Here is a 15,246-nt window from a genome sequence, read left to right on the forward strand (position 1 = left end):
GAGAGAGAGTTCTCCGGGAGAGGCGGCTCTCCAGTTATTCAGCGCAGATGCGCCTAATGTACGACTTCACGTCGCACACCGCGATTATCCTGAGTTACCCGACGAACCGCTAATGCTTTTGCTGCCCAAGAACTTATCAACAGTTTCTGGAGTCTGCGTACTAGCTTGACATCACCACGATTAGACGCTTGATATATCCGCTTTTGCAATTTAAAAACGTTACGCTCTAGCTTTCGCCAGTTGATATCGTTCCATTCATACATCGGTTTTTCTGCCGTGTTCATAACATATTCATTGCTACTTGTAGCTATATCATCCGTATTACCGTGAGTCCGTTAGCATATCCTCATCATTACAATGAGGCGTTGGCTTTTGACTCAATCTCTACCACCTGTTACCTGGAAATCCAGATGTTTCGTCTTAGCTGACTGCTCGAAGTATTCGACCTCTCCGAGAGTAATCAGGTGATTTACTTCGTTCCTCATAACCATTGGTTTGTTCCGTTAGGATGTCACCTCTTCACCGAGTTTTTGGGTAACGTAGGTATGCCGATACAAATTCGCATACCACCCTGTACTAATGCCCTTTTGGGACTACCAGCGCATGAAGCCTTATTTCGCTGGTTCGGCTTAACGGTGATTCAGGCAGTGACTTCACTTTCGTTATCCATAGAAACTTGCTTACGGGATACCACTTTAGGCTAGTAGCTCTTTCCGCTTTTATCCCCGCTTCACCGATTGAGGGCTAGTCGCTACAGTGGGGGATATGCTTTCACCTCTACGTTTGAGGGGCAGGGCTTGACGTTTTCTAGGATACTGACGCTCACCTGCAAGGTTATGAAGTTGTCATCTACAAGGGATTAAAGTGCGAACTCAATCCTGATGGATTACCCTGTAGAAGCCAGTCATCCCCCGATTTCTCGGTTTCGACTGAACGAATCGCACTTATATGAGGCATTCACGTCAGAGTTAATCAATTGACCGACTGATGTTTTATACAAACCTCTTTTGATTCGCTTGCCAGTGAACACAGGTTCTTTATCGGTTTTTCCGTATACAGGGATTGGATCTAAATCCAGAAAATTTGCCCGTGAAGTATAAGACTCTTCTTGCACGATTATTTTAATTCCAACCTGTCGAGCTTTATATTCCAACATCTCAATTAATCGAGCATGAGGAATGCTGACAAAATTTTGGTTGGTTTTCTTCCCTAAGTCAATCTCTGTTTTCCACTGTGCGTTTTTGCCAATTACTAGCGCCCCAATCTGCTTTGTAGTCAGAAGGTTAATAATCAGGCGACTGGCGTGATGCAAGTAATTGTCAATTTTTTGATTGCGACAGCGAGTTAAGCGTTGAATGCGGGATGAGGTTTTGCGACCTCCTTTTAACTGAGATTGCAACTGTGAAGAGCGCTTATTGTAGAACTGGTTGATCGATTTCAATGGTCGCCCGTTAATCAATAATGGGACAAATCCCGGTTGATTTGAAGTTAGCGCCACTAAGTTACTCAATCCTAGATCGATACTAGCTACAGAATTGTTGCTACTGGCGGTGGACTCCGGTTCATCATAAATCACCTCGATTACATAAGAATCGCATTTTGGGACTAATCTAACTTGGCAGATACGATCGGGATTTACTTTCGTTTTTATTGAAAGCTCTGTACCGGAAAGTTTGACAATTCCTTTTCTTAACTGCGTACTGCTAATCGCCTGAATGGTGTAAACAAGGATGTTTCGACCTTTAACCTTATCTTTGTACTTCGGCAGTTTTGGGCGACCAGTGAACTTGCAGGAATCAGCTTTGTAAATTTTAACCGCTTCAAAAAATGATTGCCAATTTTTATCTAATATCATCAAGATTTGTTGGCTTACCTTGGCAGGCAAAGCCTTGTATGCTTGATGAGACTTCATCAGGCGGTTCATCTCGTTGTAATTGACATAGCCCCACCCGTAAACAAAACTCTGACGAATAACGTAGTTAGCAGCATTGTAGAGATTCTTGGATTTAAAAGCTAGTACATCGATCTCTGTAAAACGGTGTTCCGTGGATTTAATGATGTGTCTTTCGGCTAGTTGCATTCAGAACCTCCATCTTTGAGTTCAGAAATTATTTTTTCTGTCTTTCTACTCTTCAGGCGTTGTCCATAAAGTCGAGCAGCAAAGCTTGTAACTATCGCCACCAAATCTTGCATCAATTCATCCTTTCCATTCTCCGCTAGGTTGACTATTTCTAACTCAACCCCCAATCTAAGAAGCAGTACATCTAGATAATTTGTACCAAATCGAGCCCAACGATCCTTGTGTTCAACCAATAAAATATCGTAGTCATCTTGCTGTAGCAATGTTTCTAACTGTTTTCTGTGGTCGTTGATCCCGCTACCAATCTCTTTGACGTTTCTAATAATTTGATAACCATTGGCAATTGCGTACTCAGTTAATCGCTCTGATTGGGGATTGAGATTATCTTTGTTCTCAGAAGAAGAGACTCGGCTATAAATAGCGACTCGGTTCTTCTTGGCGTTGCTTAATGGCGACTGCGGTAGGTAATCAACTAAGATTAGTCCGCTTTCTGTCTGTCGTGCCGGATGTGGCAGCTTATTGGCTTTCCACGCCTAGCCATGCAGTCGTGTAACTTATGCCTATTGCTTTGGCATAGTCAGGTAGCTTCATCTTCGATCTCCTGACTACATATTACTATTTCTGCCTATTGTTGACTAGAAAGTGAATAAAGTTTTACAATACCAATTTCACTAATGTCTTGCTCGAGATAACGATTTGAGATTTTAGATTGGAGGACAAATCTCAAATCTCAAATCAAATTAGGGGCCTGAGAAAACTGCTGCTTCAATGTCCTGACGCGAGAGCGAGTATTTGAAGGCTCGCTGAATATCTTGGCCGTCGGCTCCGGCCTCGATGTAGCGGACGGTGAGTTGGTCGATATCGAGGGAGAGTTCTGCTTTCCATGTAAGTCGATCGACCTGCCAGCAGTGGAGTTCTCGCCTGTCTTGCTGGCAGCCGCGGCTGATTAGCCACTGCTCGATTTCCGGGAGCGGATGGTTGTATAAAGGAGTGTCAGCGGAAGGAAGAGTCATGGGATTTTAGATTTTAGATTTTAGATTTTAGATTGAGGATTGGGGATTTTAGGCTTGGGATTGGGGATTTGGGATTTGAGGGTTTAATTGCCGCGAATTAAGCCGATCGCGATCGCCAGTACCAAACATCCGATTAAGGTAGCTCCCATGATAAACAGGGCAAATATTTCTCCTGGAGAAAGGGGGCGATCCGTGGGATCGAGGTAAGCCGAGTTGAAATTTTTTACCCGCGATTGGGAAACCGGAGTGTTGAAGCCAGGGGGTTTCTGAATCACGTTCATCCGAGAATAGCCTATTTTGAGGTCATAGGCGAGGCGGCGTTCTGGGTTGCTGAGGGTGGCGTAGGCGTTGTTGAGCTGCTGAAATTTGGCGGTAGCGACTGCGGGTGGCAGGTCGGTGGTATCGGGATGGTAGAGTTTGCTAAGTTCCCGGTACGATCGCCGAATTTCGATCGGCGATGCGGAAGGATGCAGCCCTAACAAGCCGTAGTAACTAGAACCCAAGGGGGTTTTGCCGGGTATTTTCTGACTTTTGCTGTTTGCCGTTCCCTCGTTAGGAGTCACCTCAGCGCCTCTGGGCTTGTTGTTTATAATTTTTGATTATTTTAGAGCAGATTTGAGGGTAGCGCCACTGTCTGCTAGATCGAGGGGTTGAGGGTGGGCGATCGCGACGGCAAGTAACATCAAACTCAGCACCAAGATATTCAGGCCGTCTGCTTCATCGATTTGTTATGGGACTTGACGAAGTGTTTGAGATATCTGACTCACCGATCGATCTGATAAGCCTATTTCGCCAGAACCTTTTCTCGACACTGCGGATATTTTCTTCATATCTGAGTCGATCCAAGTAAAGCAGCAAATACTTCAATTCATCATCCGTCTCCTCCCCCTCAAAGGGGTTTACTCGCACCAGATTGCCATAGCTGCGCTCCCACTTTTGAGGCGTATCATCCACTGCAATGATTGACTCTAGACGATACCCTTTGCGCTTGACCTTTTTTATATTTTTGCGATTGTAATATTCCAACCATTCCATATCGTAATCGTAAGCAACTGTGCAGCGATCGCTTGCCCACACAAACGATAAAGTTTTAGGATTTTCAAAGATGGCTGACACAATTGCGATCGCATAAGACGGCGTAGAAGATGTCCAAACTGCAACCTCAAACCAGTCTAAGCAATTTTTCAAAAAGACATCAAGAAACGGTCGTTTATAAATGTGATATGGCTCCACTAAAAAGTCAGCTTGCCGAGGTAGTGATGCTTCGGTAGCATAAATTAAAGTTTCATCAATATCGAGAATCAGTAGTTTTTTGCTATAATCCATAATCAAAAATCGTTCATCACTAAGTCTAGCTCCACTTCCTGTAGCCAATTACTTTAAGCTATGAATCGCCCGAGCGCAAATTTTGCACATCCTCAACGCTAAGCCCGGTAACTTGGCTAATCGTGGCATTATCTAGCTGTGAAATTAATTGTTTGGCGATCGCTAGCGTTTCTTCTCGTTTTCTTTCCTCTCTTGCTTCCTGTATTCCTGCCTGTCTTGCTTCTTCAAAAGCTTTAATAATTGCCCCCTGTTGGTCGTGAATAAACTGTTCCCTGCGTTCCAAAGCTTCTACTTCTTCCCGACTTAACCGGGCTTCATTGGCAAGATCGAATGCTTTGTGGATTTCCGGTACGCTATCCATTGTTTCGGGAACTTCTGAGAGAATTCTGGCATATTTCATGAAATATATCCATTTATCTGTCAAGGTTTCTAGTTGACTTGCTTCTTTAGAGAATTTAGGTAATTCTACAAACACTAAATTCATGTCATTTTCCGGATAGTTTAAATTGCTTTTAACTTCTTTATACACAAATCGCGAAATTAAGTTAGGGCTGTTGCGAAACATTTCAAAATCTGTAATGGTTAAAGCTATTAATGGCTTGAGCATTCGATAGCCTTCTCCTTTTTGCAATTGAAATGCGTAGGTTGTGGCTGCATTATACAACACCCGATTGCCAGAATATTGAACATTGAGAACTAGAATTTCAATAATGACTAAGCTGCCATCGTCTAGTTTGGCTGTGACATTGAGGTAAGTATCTTTTAAGCCTTCTAGTTTGGGCGGCAGATTTGGGTTGATTATTTCTAAGTCTTCGATGGTAGAATTACCTTCATAAATTAAGGCGTTGAGAAAGCTAATTAGAATGTCTTTGCTTTCTGAGGAACCGAAAATTTTTTTGAAGGCATAATCGGTTTTCGGGTTGATAAATATCATGGCTTTAATTTGGTAGTACGGGTTAAATCAGTGAGGCGTAGTTTGTCGCAAGTGTCAGGAATCACCCGACGATTCCCTTCGGGATAGCTTCGCTTCACGCAAATTCCGTACATCCTCAAGGCTAAGCCCGGTAGTTTGGCTGATGGTTTCGTCATCTAGCCGTGAAAGTAATTGTCGGGCGATCGCGATCGCCTGTTCTCGCATCCCTTGTTCTATGCCCTGTTCTATGCCTTGTTCTATGCCCTGTTCTATGCCTTGTTCTATGCCCTGTTCTATGCCTTGTTCTCGCGCTTCTAGAGCCGCTTTCATAATCGCGCCCTGTTGGTCATAAATAAACTGTTCTCTTCTGTCCAAATCTGCCACTTCCTCGCGGCTTAACTTGGCTTGATTCGCAATATTAAAAGCTTCATGTATTTCGGGTATGCTATCCATTGCTTCTGGGATTGATGTGAGACTTCTGGCATTTTTCATGAAATAAATCCATTTATCTGCTAAGGTTTCCAGTTCCTCCTCTCCTTTAGTAAACTTGGGCAACTCTACAAACACTAAATCCAGGTCATTTTCGGGATAAGTAAAGTTTTTATTCACTTCCTTGAACACAAATCTCGAAATAAATTCTTCACTGTTAGCAAACATTTCAAAATCCGTAATTGTCAAAGCAATCACTGGCTTCAGTAATCGATATCCTTGTGCTGCTTCCAATTGAAAAGCATAGGTTTTTGCTGCATTGTACAAAACTCGTTTGCCAAAAGACTGGACGTTTAGCACTTGCATTTCAATGATGACTAAAGTGCCGTCACTAAGTTGGGCTTTCACATCCAGATAACTATCTTTTAATCCTTCAAGTTTGGGCGGCAGATTTGGGTTGATAATTTCTAAGTCTTCGATGGTAGAATTACCTTCATAAATTAAGGCGTTGAGAAAGCTAATCAGAATATCTTTGCTTTCTGATGAACCAAAGATTTTTTTGAAGGCGTAATCGGTTTTTGGGTTGATAAATATCATGGCTGTAATATTTAGGTTTTTGGTTATTAGTTTTGTGACGCAGCAACGGGATTTGAACTCAATCAAACTACTGATTTTGTTTCAGGTAATGGTTTGACATTTTCCGCCAAATGTGCGTTAGCGATCGCCAGCACAGACTCATCGTCCCTTTGTTCGCCGTCAATGGGAAGCTGGCAAGAAATTAGTTCTGTGACAATCCGATCGCCCAGAGCGTCTTCCCAATCCTGCAACTGTTCTCTGGCTTTGATCGGGGTATTGAGAGCCACGTCTACGCCCATTTGCTGAAGGTTGAGGCTGTGGGCTGTCGATCGGCGGTTGACACACTCCACCAGCCAAACGCTCAATCCGACTGCTGCCATCAAAGGCAAGACAATCCGGTAATCGCGGGTTAATTCAAACATCAACAAGATGGCTGTCAGCGGTGCTCTGGCGCTGCCGGCGAGCACGGCGGCCATTCCCACCATTGCGTAGGCGGGAGGGCCGGCGACTCGATCGCTCATTGCCGGCAGCATTTCCAAAAAGAGGCCGTAAGCCGAACCCAGGGAAGCTCCCAAAAACATCGCCGGAGCGAAGATACCGCCCACTAAACCGCTGCCGAGGCTGATTGCTGTCACCGCCAGTTTGACAAACAGCAGCAGCAGCAGCAAAGGCAAGGAAAATTTAACATCTTGGAGCATTGCTTGGACTGTTTCGTAGCCGACACCCAAAATTTGAGGCAATTGCAGGGCGACTAAGCCGACGCAGGCCCCGCCGATGATGGGGTGAAGCGGCCGGGGTATTTGTCCGAGCCAAGCAAATCCTCGGACTTTTCCTTGAAAACAGCGATCGGCCAATTGAATTGCTTCTGTGTAGACTAGGGAGACTCCGCTCGCCAAAAGTCCCAATCCCATGTACAGAGGCAGTTCTAGGGGGCTGCGGACATCGTAGACCGGCAAGGCAAAAGCCGGCTGAGCTCCCAAGCAGATTTGAGCGATCAGCGCCGAAACTACGGCGGAGAGCAAGACAACGCTGACTGACGAAGTGGCAAAGGTGCTGCCGAGCACGACTTCTAATGCAAAGAAGACTCCGGCGATGGGAGAGTTAAACCCGGCGGATAAACCTGCTGCTGCTCCGGCGCCGAGGAGCAAGCGCTGCCGTTCTGGGGAGAGCTGCAAAACTTGAGCCAGCAGCATTCCAAAATTAGCGCCGATTTCGACGCTGGGGGCTTCCGGGCCCAGGGAGGCGCCGGTGCCGAGGGAAACTGAGGCTGCCACCATTTTGGTGATGGGTTTGAGGGGGGAGAGTTCTTGCAGGCCGCGGGTGGCTGCAATTAAGGAAGACATATTCGGGCCAAAGTCCCGAAACCGCCAGCGCATCAGCCCGATGATGACTCCGCCGAGGGTGGGAATGCAGGCTAGCGTCCAAGAGCCTTTCGAGGCGATCGCCCCCATGAAGTCTTCCAGCATCAGGCTGTGGATCAAGTCAATGAGGTAGTGAAAGGTGACGACGCCTGCGCCCGTAACTCCCCCGATGACTAAGGAGAGGATGAGCAGGAGGGTTTCTGGGCTCGGGTGCAGGCGGGTGAACAGCGGGCTTAGGCGGGAGGCTTGGGGAGTTGCTGCGGTTGGCCCGGGTGGCGGCAAATCCACAGGAGGGGTGACTCTCATTTAGCGGTTAATTCTTCTGTGAGAAGTTAGATAAATATTACATTTTATTTCTTTTTTTAATTTTGAGTGATTTTACGGGAATTGACAAGTTAATTAAGGCGTATTTTAGGGTAGATTTTTTGCGCTGGCGGCTGGGGTGGAATGACCGATTCAGAGAGTCCGCAGATTTGGCGTAATTGTATTCTGAGTTACATTCAAACTTAGATAGACTCTCGCGATAATGATAATTAAGTATATTTACAGTGTTGGCGCTTAGGGCGATCGCATCAGTGAACTTGTAATATCGTATAACTCAGTGAAAAACAACATTCAGATTAAATAATTGTGGATTTGAGATTTTACCTTAAAACCACAAATCTCAAATCTCAAATCCCTCGATCGCGCACAATATCACATCGGTTGTTGAGTGGGCGGGATTCTTGGTCTGGGTTTGGCGATCGACATTAGCGGATCGCCGATGGTGGCGACTTTCCAGGGCGGGGATTCTAACTGGCGTGCTGCGATTAAAAAGGGTGCCCCTCGCTTCAGGCGATCGACCATTATTTTAGGTGGAATAAATGCAGATAACAAAGGTTCGTTGACACTGCCAATATATGCGTAAGCACCATTTTCTAGCCACCTTCCGGCAACGGTGTTTGTGTCATCTGGCGCGGCAGCAGACCAACTGTGGATCATGTGGATTGCTGCGGGAAATTGGAGTTTTGGTATGTCCTCAACTGAGGCGTCGCCGTTACCGACTTGGAATGATTTTGGATAGCCTTTGGAATTCATTAATATTAAGTCAAATGTCCACGGTATTGATGCTAAACTCCGCCACTTTTCCAGGCTCGATTCTGGTTGCTGCACTACTTCGACATTCAAACCTATGGTTTTTAGTCCGCTAGCTGCTGAGTTCATTTCATATTTTCCCCAATTTCCTTCCTTGGGGTAACTGTCATAAAGCATGGCGGTTTCGGTATCGAGAAATAAGGCGCACATGGCTTGATAGATCGATCGCACTTCCGAGCCGTAAATCCAGCCGACAGCCGCCCAGCGTTCGCCGTTGGGGTGCCGTCCCAAACCGTCGGTAACAGCTAATTGTTCGTCGGGTTTTTCAGGAGATTGATATTTTACGGCTAGTTGGCGTACAATGGTTATTGTGTCGATCGGATCTGCGAGTTGAGAGTAAAAATATCCGGTTGATTCGACGGCTTTTGTAACTGCTGTTTGCAGAGTTTTCCACTGTGTGTTATTGAGGGTATCGTTGGGTTTTCCGAAGTTGCCTTCGAGAAATACTAAAGGTTCGCCGTGAGCGGCTGCTAAGGCAACTGCTGCTGAGCGGGCGGGGTCATTTTCTGATGTGATTACTACTCCTGGGGGTTCCCAGCCGAGTTGCTTCCATTGTGCTGTTAATGTTTGAGTATTGGTGGCATTCCAGGCTGCTGCTGCGCTGTCGAGCATTAATTGTTGGAGTTTTTGACCTTTTGGCAGTTGCTGTTTGATGCTTGGCAAACGCACTATTTCTTCGGGTTGAAAGCGCTGCAAAAACATGGGCGCATATTTTTTGTCTTCGATGAGAATAGGCCAGTTTCCTTTGAGATTCCATTTTTGGATGGCTGCTAAGAATGTGGCTTCGTCGGGTACTAAAACTGTGCGGTTGACTGTTGGTATGTTGTCGCGGAGGATGGCTGCTCGGAGGCCTGTTTGAATTGGCCAGGGTTCTTGTTTGGCTGAGGCGGGAAGTTGAAAGGGTTTTGTGAGAAAGCTGCACGCTGTTAATTGCTGCGATAAGCATAAAAATAGTGTTAATGCTAGCAGTTTAATTTGTAATTTTTTGTGAAATTTCATTTTTTAACCGCAGATTGAAGCGGATTAACGCGGATTAACGCAGATGCAGAGGGAATCTGTTAATAGATTCCGGGAATTAGTTTTTTGACTCGCTGGCTGTATTCTGAATAGGCTGGATATTTTTGGGTTAACCAGGTTTCTTCTCGGTTGGATTTGATATCAAAAAATATGATTAAAATTGCTGTGGCGATTAAATGAGATAAGCTGATTTGAAAGATTGTCCAGCCGAAAGCTGCTAAAATTAAGCCGCTGTATAACGGATGCCGTACAATTCCGTAAATGCCTGTTTGGATTAATTCTCCATCTTCTCTGGGATAGGGTAAAGGTGTGAGGTTTTTTCCCAAATCTATCAATCCTTTGACAATTAAAATTAGTGCGGCTAAACCGAGGATACTTGCTAGAATCCAGGTAAAATAAAGTAATTGAGTTGATTCAATTTTGAATCCCGGCAGTTGATAAACTGGTAAAATGGCAAATCCTGCTAGCAATGCGCCTTGCAGCAAAACTAAGTATTCGCCGCGGCTGTTGTTGCGCCAGCCTTCGCGCGTGAAACCCCAGTCAGTTAAAATTTTCATAATTGAATGAAGAATGAAGAGGGAAGAGGGAAGAGGGAAGAGGGAAGAGGGAAGAGGGAAGAGGGAAGAGGGGAGAATAAAGTGAAGTGTAAGTTGGGTAGAGTGAAGTAAAACCCAACCTACGGCGAACAGCGAACAGCGAACAGTCAACAGTCAACAGTCAACAGTGAACTGTCAACAATTAACAAATTTATTCTCGCCAAGGACGTGTCATTAATTCTAATTGATTGACTTCATCTTGGCTTAAAGTCCAGCCTAATGCGCCTGCGTTTTCTTGGGCTTGTTTTGCGGTTTTGGCACCGGGAATTGGGATGACTCCGTTTTGAGCTATTAACCAGTTTAGGGCTACTTGGGCGGGCGTGCGATCGCGCTTTTTGCCCATTTTCCGCAGCGTGGACATGACTAATTCGATTTTTTCGATGCCGGTTTTGCTGAAGCGGGAGTCCATTTTGCGGGCTCCTGTAGGTTGTACTTGGGCTGTGTATTTGTCGGTGAGCAATCCTTGGGCTAAGGGGCTGTAAGCTAAAATTGTGACTCCCAATTCGCGGGCTGCACTCACAATTCCTTGTTTTTCTACTTGCCGCGACAGCAAGGAGTACCGGACTTGATTTGTTGCTAGGGGAACGCCTCTGGCTGCTAGTATTTTGTGGGCTTCGCGCATCTGTTCTACTGAATAGTTGCTGACTCCTACTGCTTGAATTCTGCCTTGTTTTACTTCATCGGCTAAGGCGTTCATCAGGGTTTCTTGACTGAGTAAAAAAGTCAAGGGCCAGTGCACTTGGTAGAGGGCTATTTGTTCTACTTGCAAGCGTTTTAAGCTGGCACTCAAAGCGTCGGAAACTGATTTTCCTGTAACCCGCCAAGGTAGGGGGCCGAATTTGGTGGCTATTTGCACGGGTTGGCTGGTTTTTTTGATAAACTGCCCCAGCAATTCTTCTGACAAGCCTTTACCGTAGACTTCGGCTGTGTCGAAGAAGTTGACTCCGCTGTCTAGGGATGTTTTGAATGCTGCTTCGACTTCGGCGGCGCCGTAGTTGCTGCCGTAGTTCCAAAATAGTTTGTCGCCCCAAGCCCAAGTTCCGACGCACAGGGGAATGACGGCTGGGCCATTTTTTCCTAGGGTAATGGTTGTCACGGTTGGTAAATCCACAGTTATTGATTCTCTTTATTTTTATATGAATTTATACGAATAATCGCGATCGAGCTTCTAGCCGGGGGAGGAAACGCGGCTGGTGGCGATATCTCAGTTACTATAAATGCAAATGCTGTGTTTATTTGAATAGTTATGTCGATCGACCGTTTGCCAGATTCAAGATTAACAGATTCCGCGACTCCTGCTATCAAGAGAGTTTCCCTCCTGACTATGTTCCGGTTGGGTTTGTTTCAGATGGGATTGGGCATGATGTCGATTTTGACGCTGGGGGTGCTCAATCGCGTGATGATTAAGGAGTTGGCGATTCCGGCTACTGTGGTGGCTGGTACGCTGGCCATGCACCAGTTTGTCGCCCCGGCTAGGGTGTGGTTCGGGCAAATGTCTGATGCTAAGCCTTTGTTTGGCCATCACCGCACGGGTTATGTATGGGTAGGAAGCGTTTTGTTTGTGATTTCTGCTTTTTTGGCGGTGCAGGTGATGTGGGGCTTGGGCGGCAGTTTGGAGGCTGTGGGGTGGACGACTCCTACTTACGGTTGGGTGGGTTTGTTGGGTTTGATTTTTGCGCTTTACGGTATTGCTATTTGTTCGAGTTCGACTCCTTTTGCTGCTTTGTTGGTGGATGTTTCGGATGAGGAGGATCGATCGAAGTTGGTGGGTGTGGTGTGGTCGATGCTGATGGTTGGTATTATTATCGGGGCGATTGTTAGCAGCGGTTTGCTGAAGCAAATTGATGGGGATGTGTCGCGGGAAGTGTTGCAGGCTTCGATTAACGGTTTGTTTGTGAAGGTGCCGGCGCTGGTTTTGCTGTTGGTGGGGATTGCGACTTTTGGGGTTGAGAAAAAGTATTCGCGGTACAAGGTGCGATCGTCCGCAGTGAATCGAGAAGATAAAATTACTCTGGGAAGTGCGCTGCGGATTTTGACTGCTAGCCGTCAAACCGGTTTATTTTTTACTTTCCTGCTGATTATGACAATTTGCTTGTTTATGCAGGATGCGGTTTTGGAACCTTACGGCGGGGAAATTTTTAAGATGCCGATTTCGGAAACTACGCGGTTGAATGCTATTTACGGTACTGGTGTGCTTTTTGGTTTGAGCGCCACTGGTTTTTTAATTGTGCCGCGAATTGGCAAGCAAAATACGATTAGGTTGGGCTGTTTCTCGGTGGCGGCTTGTTTAGGTTTGATTATTTTATCTGGATTTACAGGAAATCCAATTGTGTTTAAGTCGGCTTTAATGTTGTTTGGTTTAGCTTCGGGTATTACGACGACTGGTGCGCTGAGTTTGATGTTGGATTTGACTGCTGCGGAAACTGCGGGGACTTTTATTGGTGCTTGGGGTTTGTCGCAGGCGATGGCGCGGGGTGTGGCGACGGTTAGCGGCGGTGCTATTTTGGATTTTGGCAGGAGTTTATTTGGGGTGCCGATGTTGGCTTACGGGTTGGTGTTTGCTGTGCCGGCTGCGGGTATGATTCTAGCTGTTTGGCTGTTGGGTAGGGTGGATGTTGGGGAGTTTCAGGATAATGCTAAAAGTGCGATCGCCACTATTCTTGAAAATGAATTAGACTGATATTTTGTCAGTTGGCAGTTGGCAGTTGCCAGTTGTCAGTTGTCAGTTGTCAGTTGGCAGTTGGCAGTTGGCAGTTGTTAGTTGTCAGTTGTTATTGCTGCAATAACGAATAACCAATAACGAATAACCAATAACTAATAACTAATGACTAATTTTTGGGATTCTATTTTAAGTTTTTCTCAGACTACTGTCAAGACAGTCGGCCAGCAGTTTTTGAAAGATTTCGGTTCTGCACAAGCGGATGAGAAGGATGATGGGAGTTTGGTTACGCAGTCTGATAATTGGGCGGATGCGACAATTAGAAGTGCGATCGCATCTACTTTTCCCAGTCACGGGATTTTGAGCGAGGAAGGAGAACACGTTTTCCCAGATACTGAATGGTGTTGGGTTGTCGATCCTTTGGATGCTACGACTAATTTTGCTCGGGGAATTCCGATTTGGGGCATTTCTTTGGGTTTATTGTATCGCGGAACTCCGGTTTTTGGCTGCGTGCATTTGCCGCCGGTGAATCAATTTTTTCACGGTTTTTATGCAGGGGATTTGGTGGGAGACAATGTATTGACAAATATGCCTCAAGGTGCGTTTTTGAACAATCGGCCGATTTGTCCGACTGCTGATAAAATGAGCGGAAATCATATTTTTAATTTGTGTTCCCGGAGTGTGGGAATCGGGCCTCATCTTCCGAGTAAAATTCGGATGTTGGGTATGGCTAGTTACAATTTTTTGACTGTGGCTTCGGGTGCGGCTATGGGAGGGGTGGAAGCGACTCCGAAAATTTGGGATATTGCGGGGAGTTGGGTAATTGTGAAGGCGGCGGGTGCGGTTTGGCTACCGCTGGAGTCCCAGGCTATTTTTCCGCTGGAAGTGGGGAAGAATTACGGTAGGATTTCTTATCCGACTTTGGTGATGAACCGGCAGGAGTTGGTGTCGGTGTTTTTGCCGTTTGTGGAGGCTTGGAAGAAGAAAAAAATGGGGTAATTTAGGTGAATCGAAGCTATCCCGTAGGAAATCGAACAATTGTTAAATAAAACTGCAGGGCAGGCGTAACGGAGGAGTCTCCCACGCCTGCCGTGCTGTTTGGAAGAAATATACCGACCGATGACCGATGGTTTAAGTATCTCTACTCTTGTCTATTTCTGCCAATCTGCGATCGGGTGGTTTTGTTTTACGTCGATCGGGTGATGCGGTGCTGGTACAATTTGTGGTAACTTTTCCACTAGCTATTATATCTGAGAAATAAAATTACACCCGTTTTCAAGTAGAGGCACAATGGAAAATACGTTTACTGCGGTGTTGGAAAAAGTAGATGAGTGGTATATTGGCTAGGTTGAAGAGTTAGCCTCTGGGAAGATACAAGAATAAACCTTGAAAGAAACTCGGAAAAGTCTGCTATTTGCGATCGAACTAATCTCGATAGCAAAATTCTCGCATCCGATTTGCTGACAGCGGCAGTCCCAATTCTACCAGCGTTTCCAAATACTCGTCAGGCGTTTTTGGCGGATTCTTGAGCCGGATTCTTTGTTTCTCGGCAGCTTTGCATACTGTTTGCCAGTTGAGGTCAAGCAAGTCTAAAATAAAATCATCTGGATGCTGCGCTAAAATGTCGTAAGGTGCAAGAGCTTCTTCAGGAAAATCTCTGACATTGAAAGTAATAATAAACTTAGGATCGTGGATTAAATAACTTCCGTAGGTTGGGCCCGTGGCACGAACCCTCCGTTTCACTCCGCCCAACAATCAAGCGTGGGGTTGGGTTTCGTTCCACGGGCCCAACCTACAAAAAATGCAAGTTATTTAATTCTCATTCCTTAGAACGAGAGTGAATTGCAGCAGCGAGGACATGGCGATCGCCCGGATCGGGAAGTTCTAACTCTTGTATAATTGTCTCATAGCCTTGCACCAAGCAATTTTCAACACTTGCATTCATTAATCTTTTGGTTCGGGAAAGCTGTTCAAATCTTATATCGGGACGGTTTATAAGTACATTTCTCATCCACTCGTCGTGAATTTCTTCAGTCCAACGTGCCTCAACTATGTCGGTAGTTGCCAACTCTACAAATAAGTCACGAAGAGATGCCGAATACAAAACATTAGCATCGTAAACAACAGTTAAAATTGCCATGT

The 15,246-nt window shown here is 45.6% G+C and carries 14 protein-coding genes and 2 pseudogenes; 2 read left to right on the forward strand and 14 right to left on the reverse strand.

Annotation, left to right across the window (positions count from 1 at the left end; translation table 11 throughout):
* Positions 1-77: 77 nt before the first annotated feature.
* The 12 genes and pseudogenes from QUA56_RS00005 to QUA56_RS00060 form a co-directional block, all read right to left on the reverse strand.
* Positions 78-284: pseudogene (locus QUA56_RS00005) on the reverse strand (reverse transcriptase N-terminal domain-containing protein); the annotation flags it as partial.
* Positions 285-904: 620 nt separating this feature from the next.
* Positions 905-2,080 (reverse strand): transposase, encoded by a 1,176-nt coding sequence (locus tag QUA56_RS00010; RefSeq protein WP_333351714.1) that lies wholly within the window; start codon positions 2,078-2,080, stop codon positions 905-907.
* Positions 2,071-2,671, reverse strand: a pseudogene (locus QUA56_RS00015) (IS607 family transposase). Before QUA56_RS00015 ends, QUA56_RS00010 begins: the two are co-directional and overlap by 10 nt.
* Positions 2,672-2,820: 149 nt before the next feature.
* Positions 2,821-3,093 (reverse strand): DUF3143 domain-containing protein, encoded by a 273-nt coding sequence (locus tag QUA56_RS00020; RefSeq protein ID WP_333351715.1) that lies wholly within the window; start codon positions 3,091-3,093, stop codon positions 2,821-2,823.
* A gap of 83 nt (positions 3,094-3,176) precedes the next feature.
* A complete protein-coding gene (locus QUA56_RS00025; RefSeq protein WP_333351717.1) occupies positions 3,177-3,656 on the reverse strand; it encodes a J domain-containing protein in 480 nt (159 codons plus the stop codon).
* A 154-nt stretch (positions 3,657-3,810) separates the two neighbouring features.
* Complete coding sequence (locus QUA56_RS00030; protein ID WP_333351719.1) at positions 3,811-4,419, reverse strand: HAD family hydrolase; 609 nt, start codon at positions 4,417-4,419, stop codon at positions 3,811-3,813.
* 58 nt (positions 4,420-4,477) lie between these two features.
* Positions 4,478-5,353: an Rpn family recombination-promoting nuclease/putative transposase gene (locus QUA56_RS00035; protein WP_333351721.1), complete on the reverse strand. Its 876-nt coding sequence runs from the start codon at positions 5,351-5,353 to the stop codon at positions 4,478-4,480.
* Between the two features lie 54 nt (positions 5,354-5,407).
* Positions 5,408-6,358 carry an Rpn family recombination-promoting nuclease/putative transposase gene (locus tag QUA56_RS00040; RefSeq protein ID WP_333351722.1) on the reverse strand — a complete coding sequence of 317 codons (951 nt, stop codon included), beginning with the start codon at positions 6,356-6,358 and terminating at the stop codon, positions 5,408-5,410.
* Between the two features lie 62 nt (positions 6,359-6,420).
* The gene (locus tag QUA56_RS00045) at positions 6,421-8,004 is read right to left on the reverse strand and encodes a chloride channel protein (protein WP_333351724.1); all 1,584 of its coding nucleotides are present in this window, start codon (positions 8,002-8,004) and stop codon (positions 6,421-6,423) included.
* A gap of 390 nt (positions 8,005-8,394) precedes the next feature.
* Entirely contained in the window at positions 8,395-9,831 is a 1,437-nt protein-coding gene (locus QUA56_RS00050; protein WP_333351726.1) for a hypothetical protein, read from the reverse strand.
* A 59-nt stretch (positions 9,832-9,890) separates the two neighbouring features.
* Positions 9,891-10,406 carry an isoprenylcysteine carboxylmethyltransferase family protein gene (locus tag QUA56_RS00055; protein WP_333351728.1) on the reverse strand — a complete coding sequence of 172 codons (516 nt, stop codon included), beginning with the start codon at positions 10,404-10,406 and terminating at the stop codon, positions 9,891-9,893.
* Between the two features lie 190 nt (positions 10,407-10,596).
* Positions 10,597-11,541 (reverse strand): aldo/keto reductase, encoded by a 945-nt coding sequence (locus QUA56_RS00060; RefSeq protein WP_333352163.1) that lies wholly within the window; start codon positions 11,539-11,541, stop codon positions 10,597-10,599.
* A 150-nt stretch (positions 11,542-11,691) separates the two neighbouring features.
* Between QUA56_RS00060 and QUA56_RS00065 the strand changes: the two genes are divergently transcribed.
* Together QUA56_RS00065 and QUA56_RS00070 are read left to right on the forward strand one after the other, a co-directional pair.
* Positions 11,692-13,125 (forward strand): BCD family MFS transporter, encoded by a 1,434-nt coding sequence (locus tag QUA56_RS00065; RefSeq protein WP_333351730.1) that lies wholly within the window; start codon positions 11,692-11,694, stop codon positions 13,123-13,125.
* A gap of 144 nt (positions 13,126-13,269) precedes the next feature.
* Positions 13,270-14,103 (forward strand): inositol monophosphatase family protein, encoded by an 834-nt coding sequence (locus QUA56_RS00070; RefSeq protein ID WP_333351731.1) that lies wholly within the window; start codon positions 13,270-13,272, stop codon positions 14,101-14,103.
* 426 nt (positions 14,104-14,529) lie between these two features.
* Here the strand turns inward: QUA56_RS00070 and QUA56_RS00075 are convergent, their stop codons facing one another.
* Both QUA56_RS00075 and QUA56_RS00080 read right to left on the reverse strand, forming a co-directional pair.
* On the reverse strand, positions 14,530-14,847 hold the full coding sequence (locus QUA56_RS00075; RefSeq protein WP_333351733.1) for a hypothetical protein: 318 nt from the start codon (positions 14,845-14,847) through the stop codon (positions 14,530-14,532).
* 76 nt (positions 14,848-14,923) lie between these two features.
* Positions 14,924-15,244, reverse strand: coding sequence for a PIN domain-containing protein (locus tag QUA56_RS00080; RefSeq protein ID WP_333351735.1), 321 nt, complete (start codon positions 15,242-15,244; stop codon positions 14,924-14,926).
* Positions 15,245-15,246: the final 2 nt, after the last annotated feature.

The organism is Microcoleus sp. N3A4, assembly GCF_036701805.1.
Lineage (GTDB): Bacteria > Cyanobacteriota > Cyanobacteriia > Cyanobacteriales > Microcoleaceae > Microcoleus.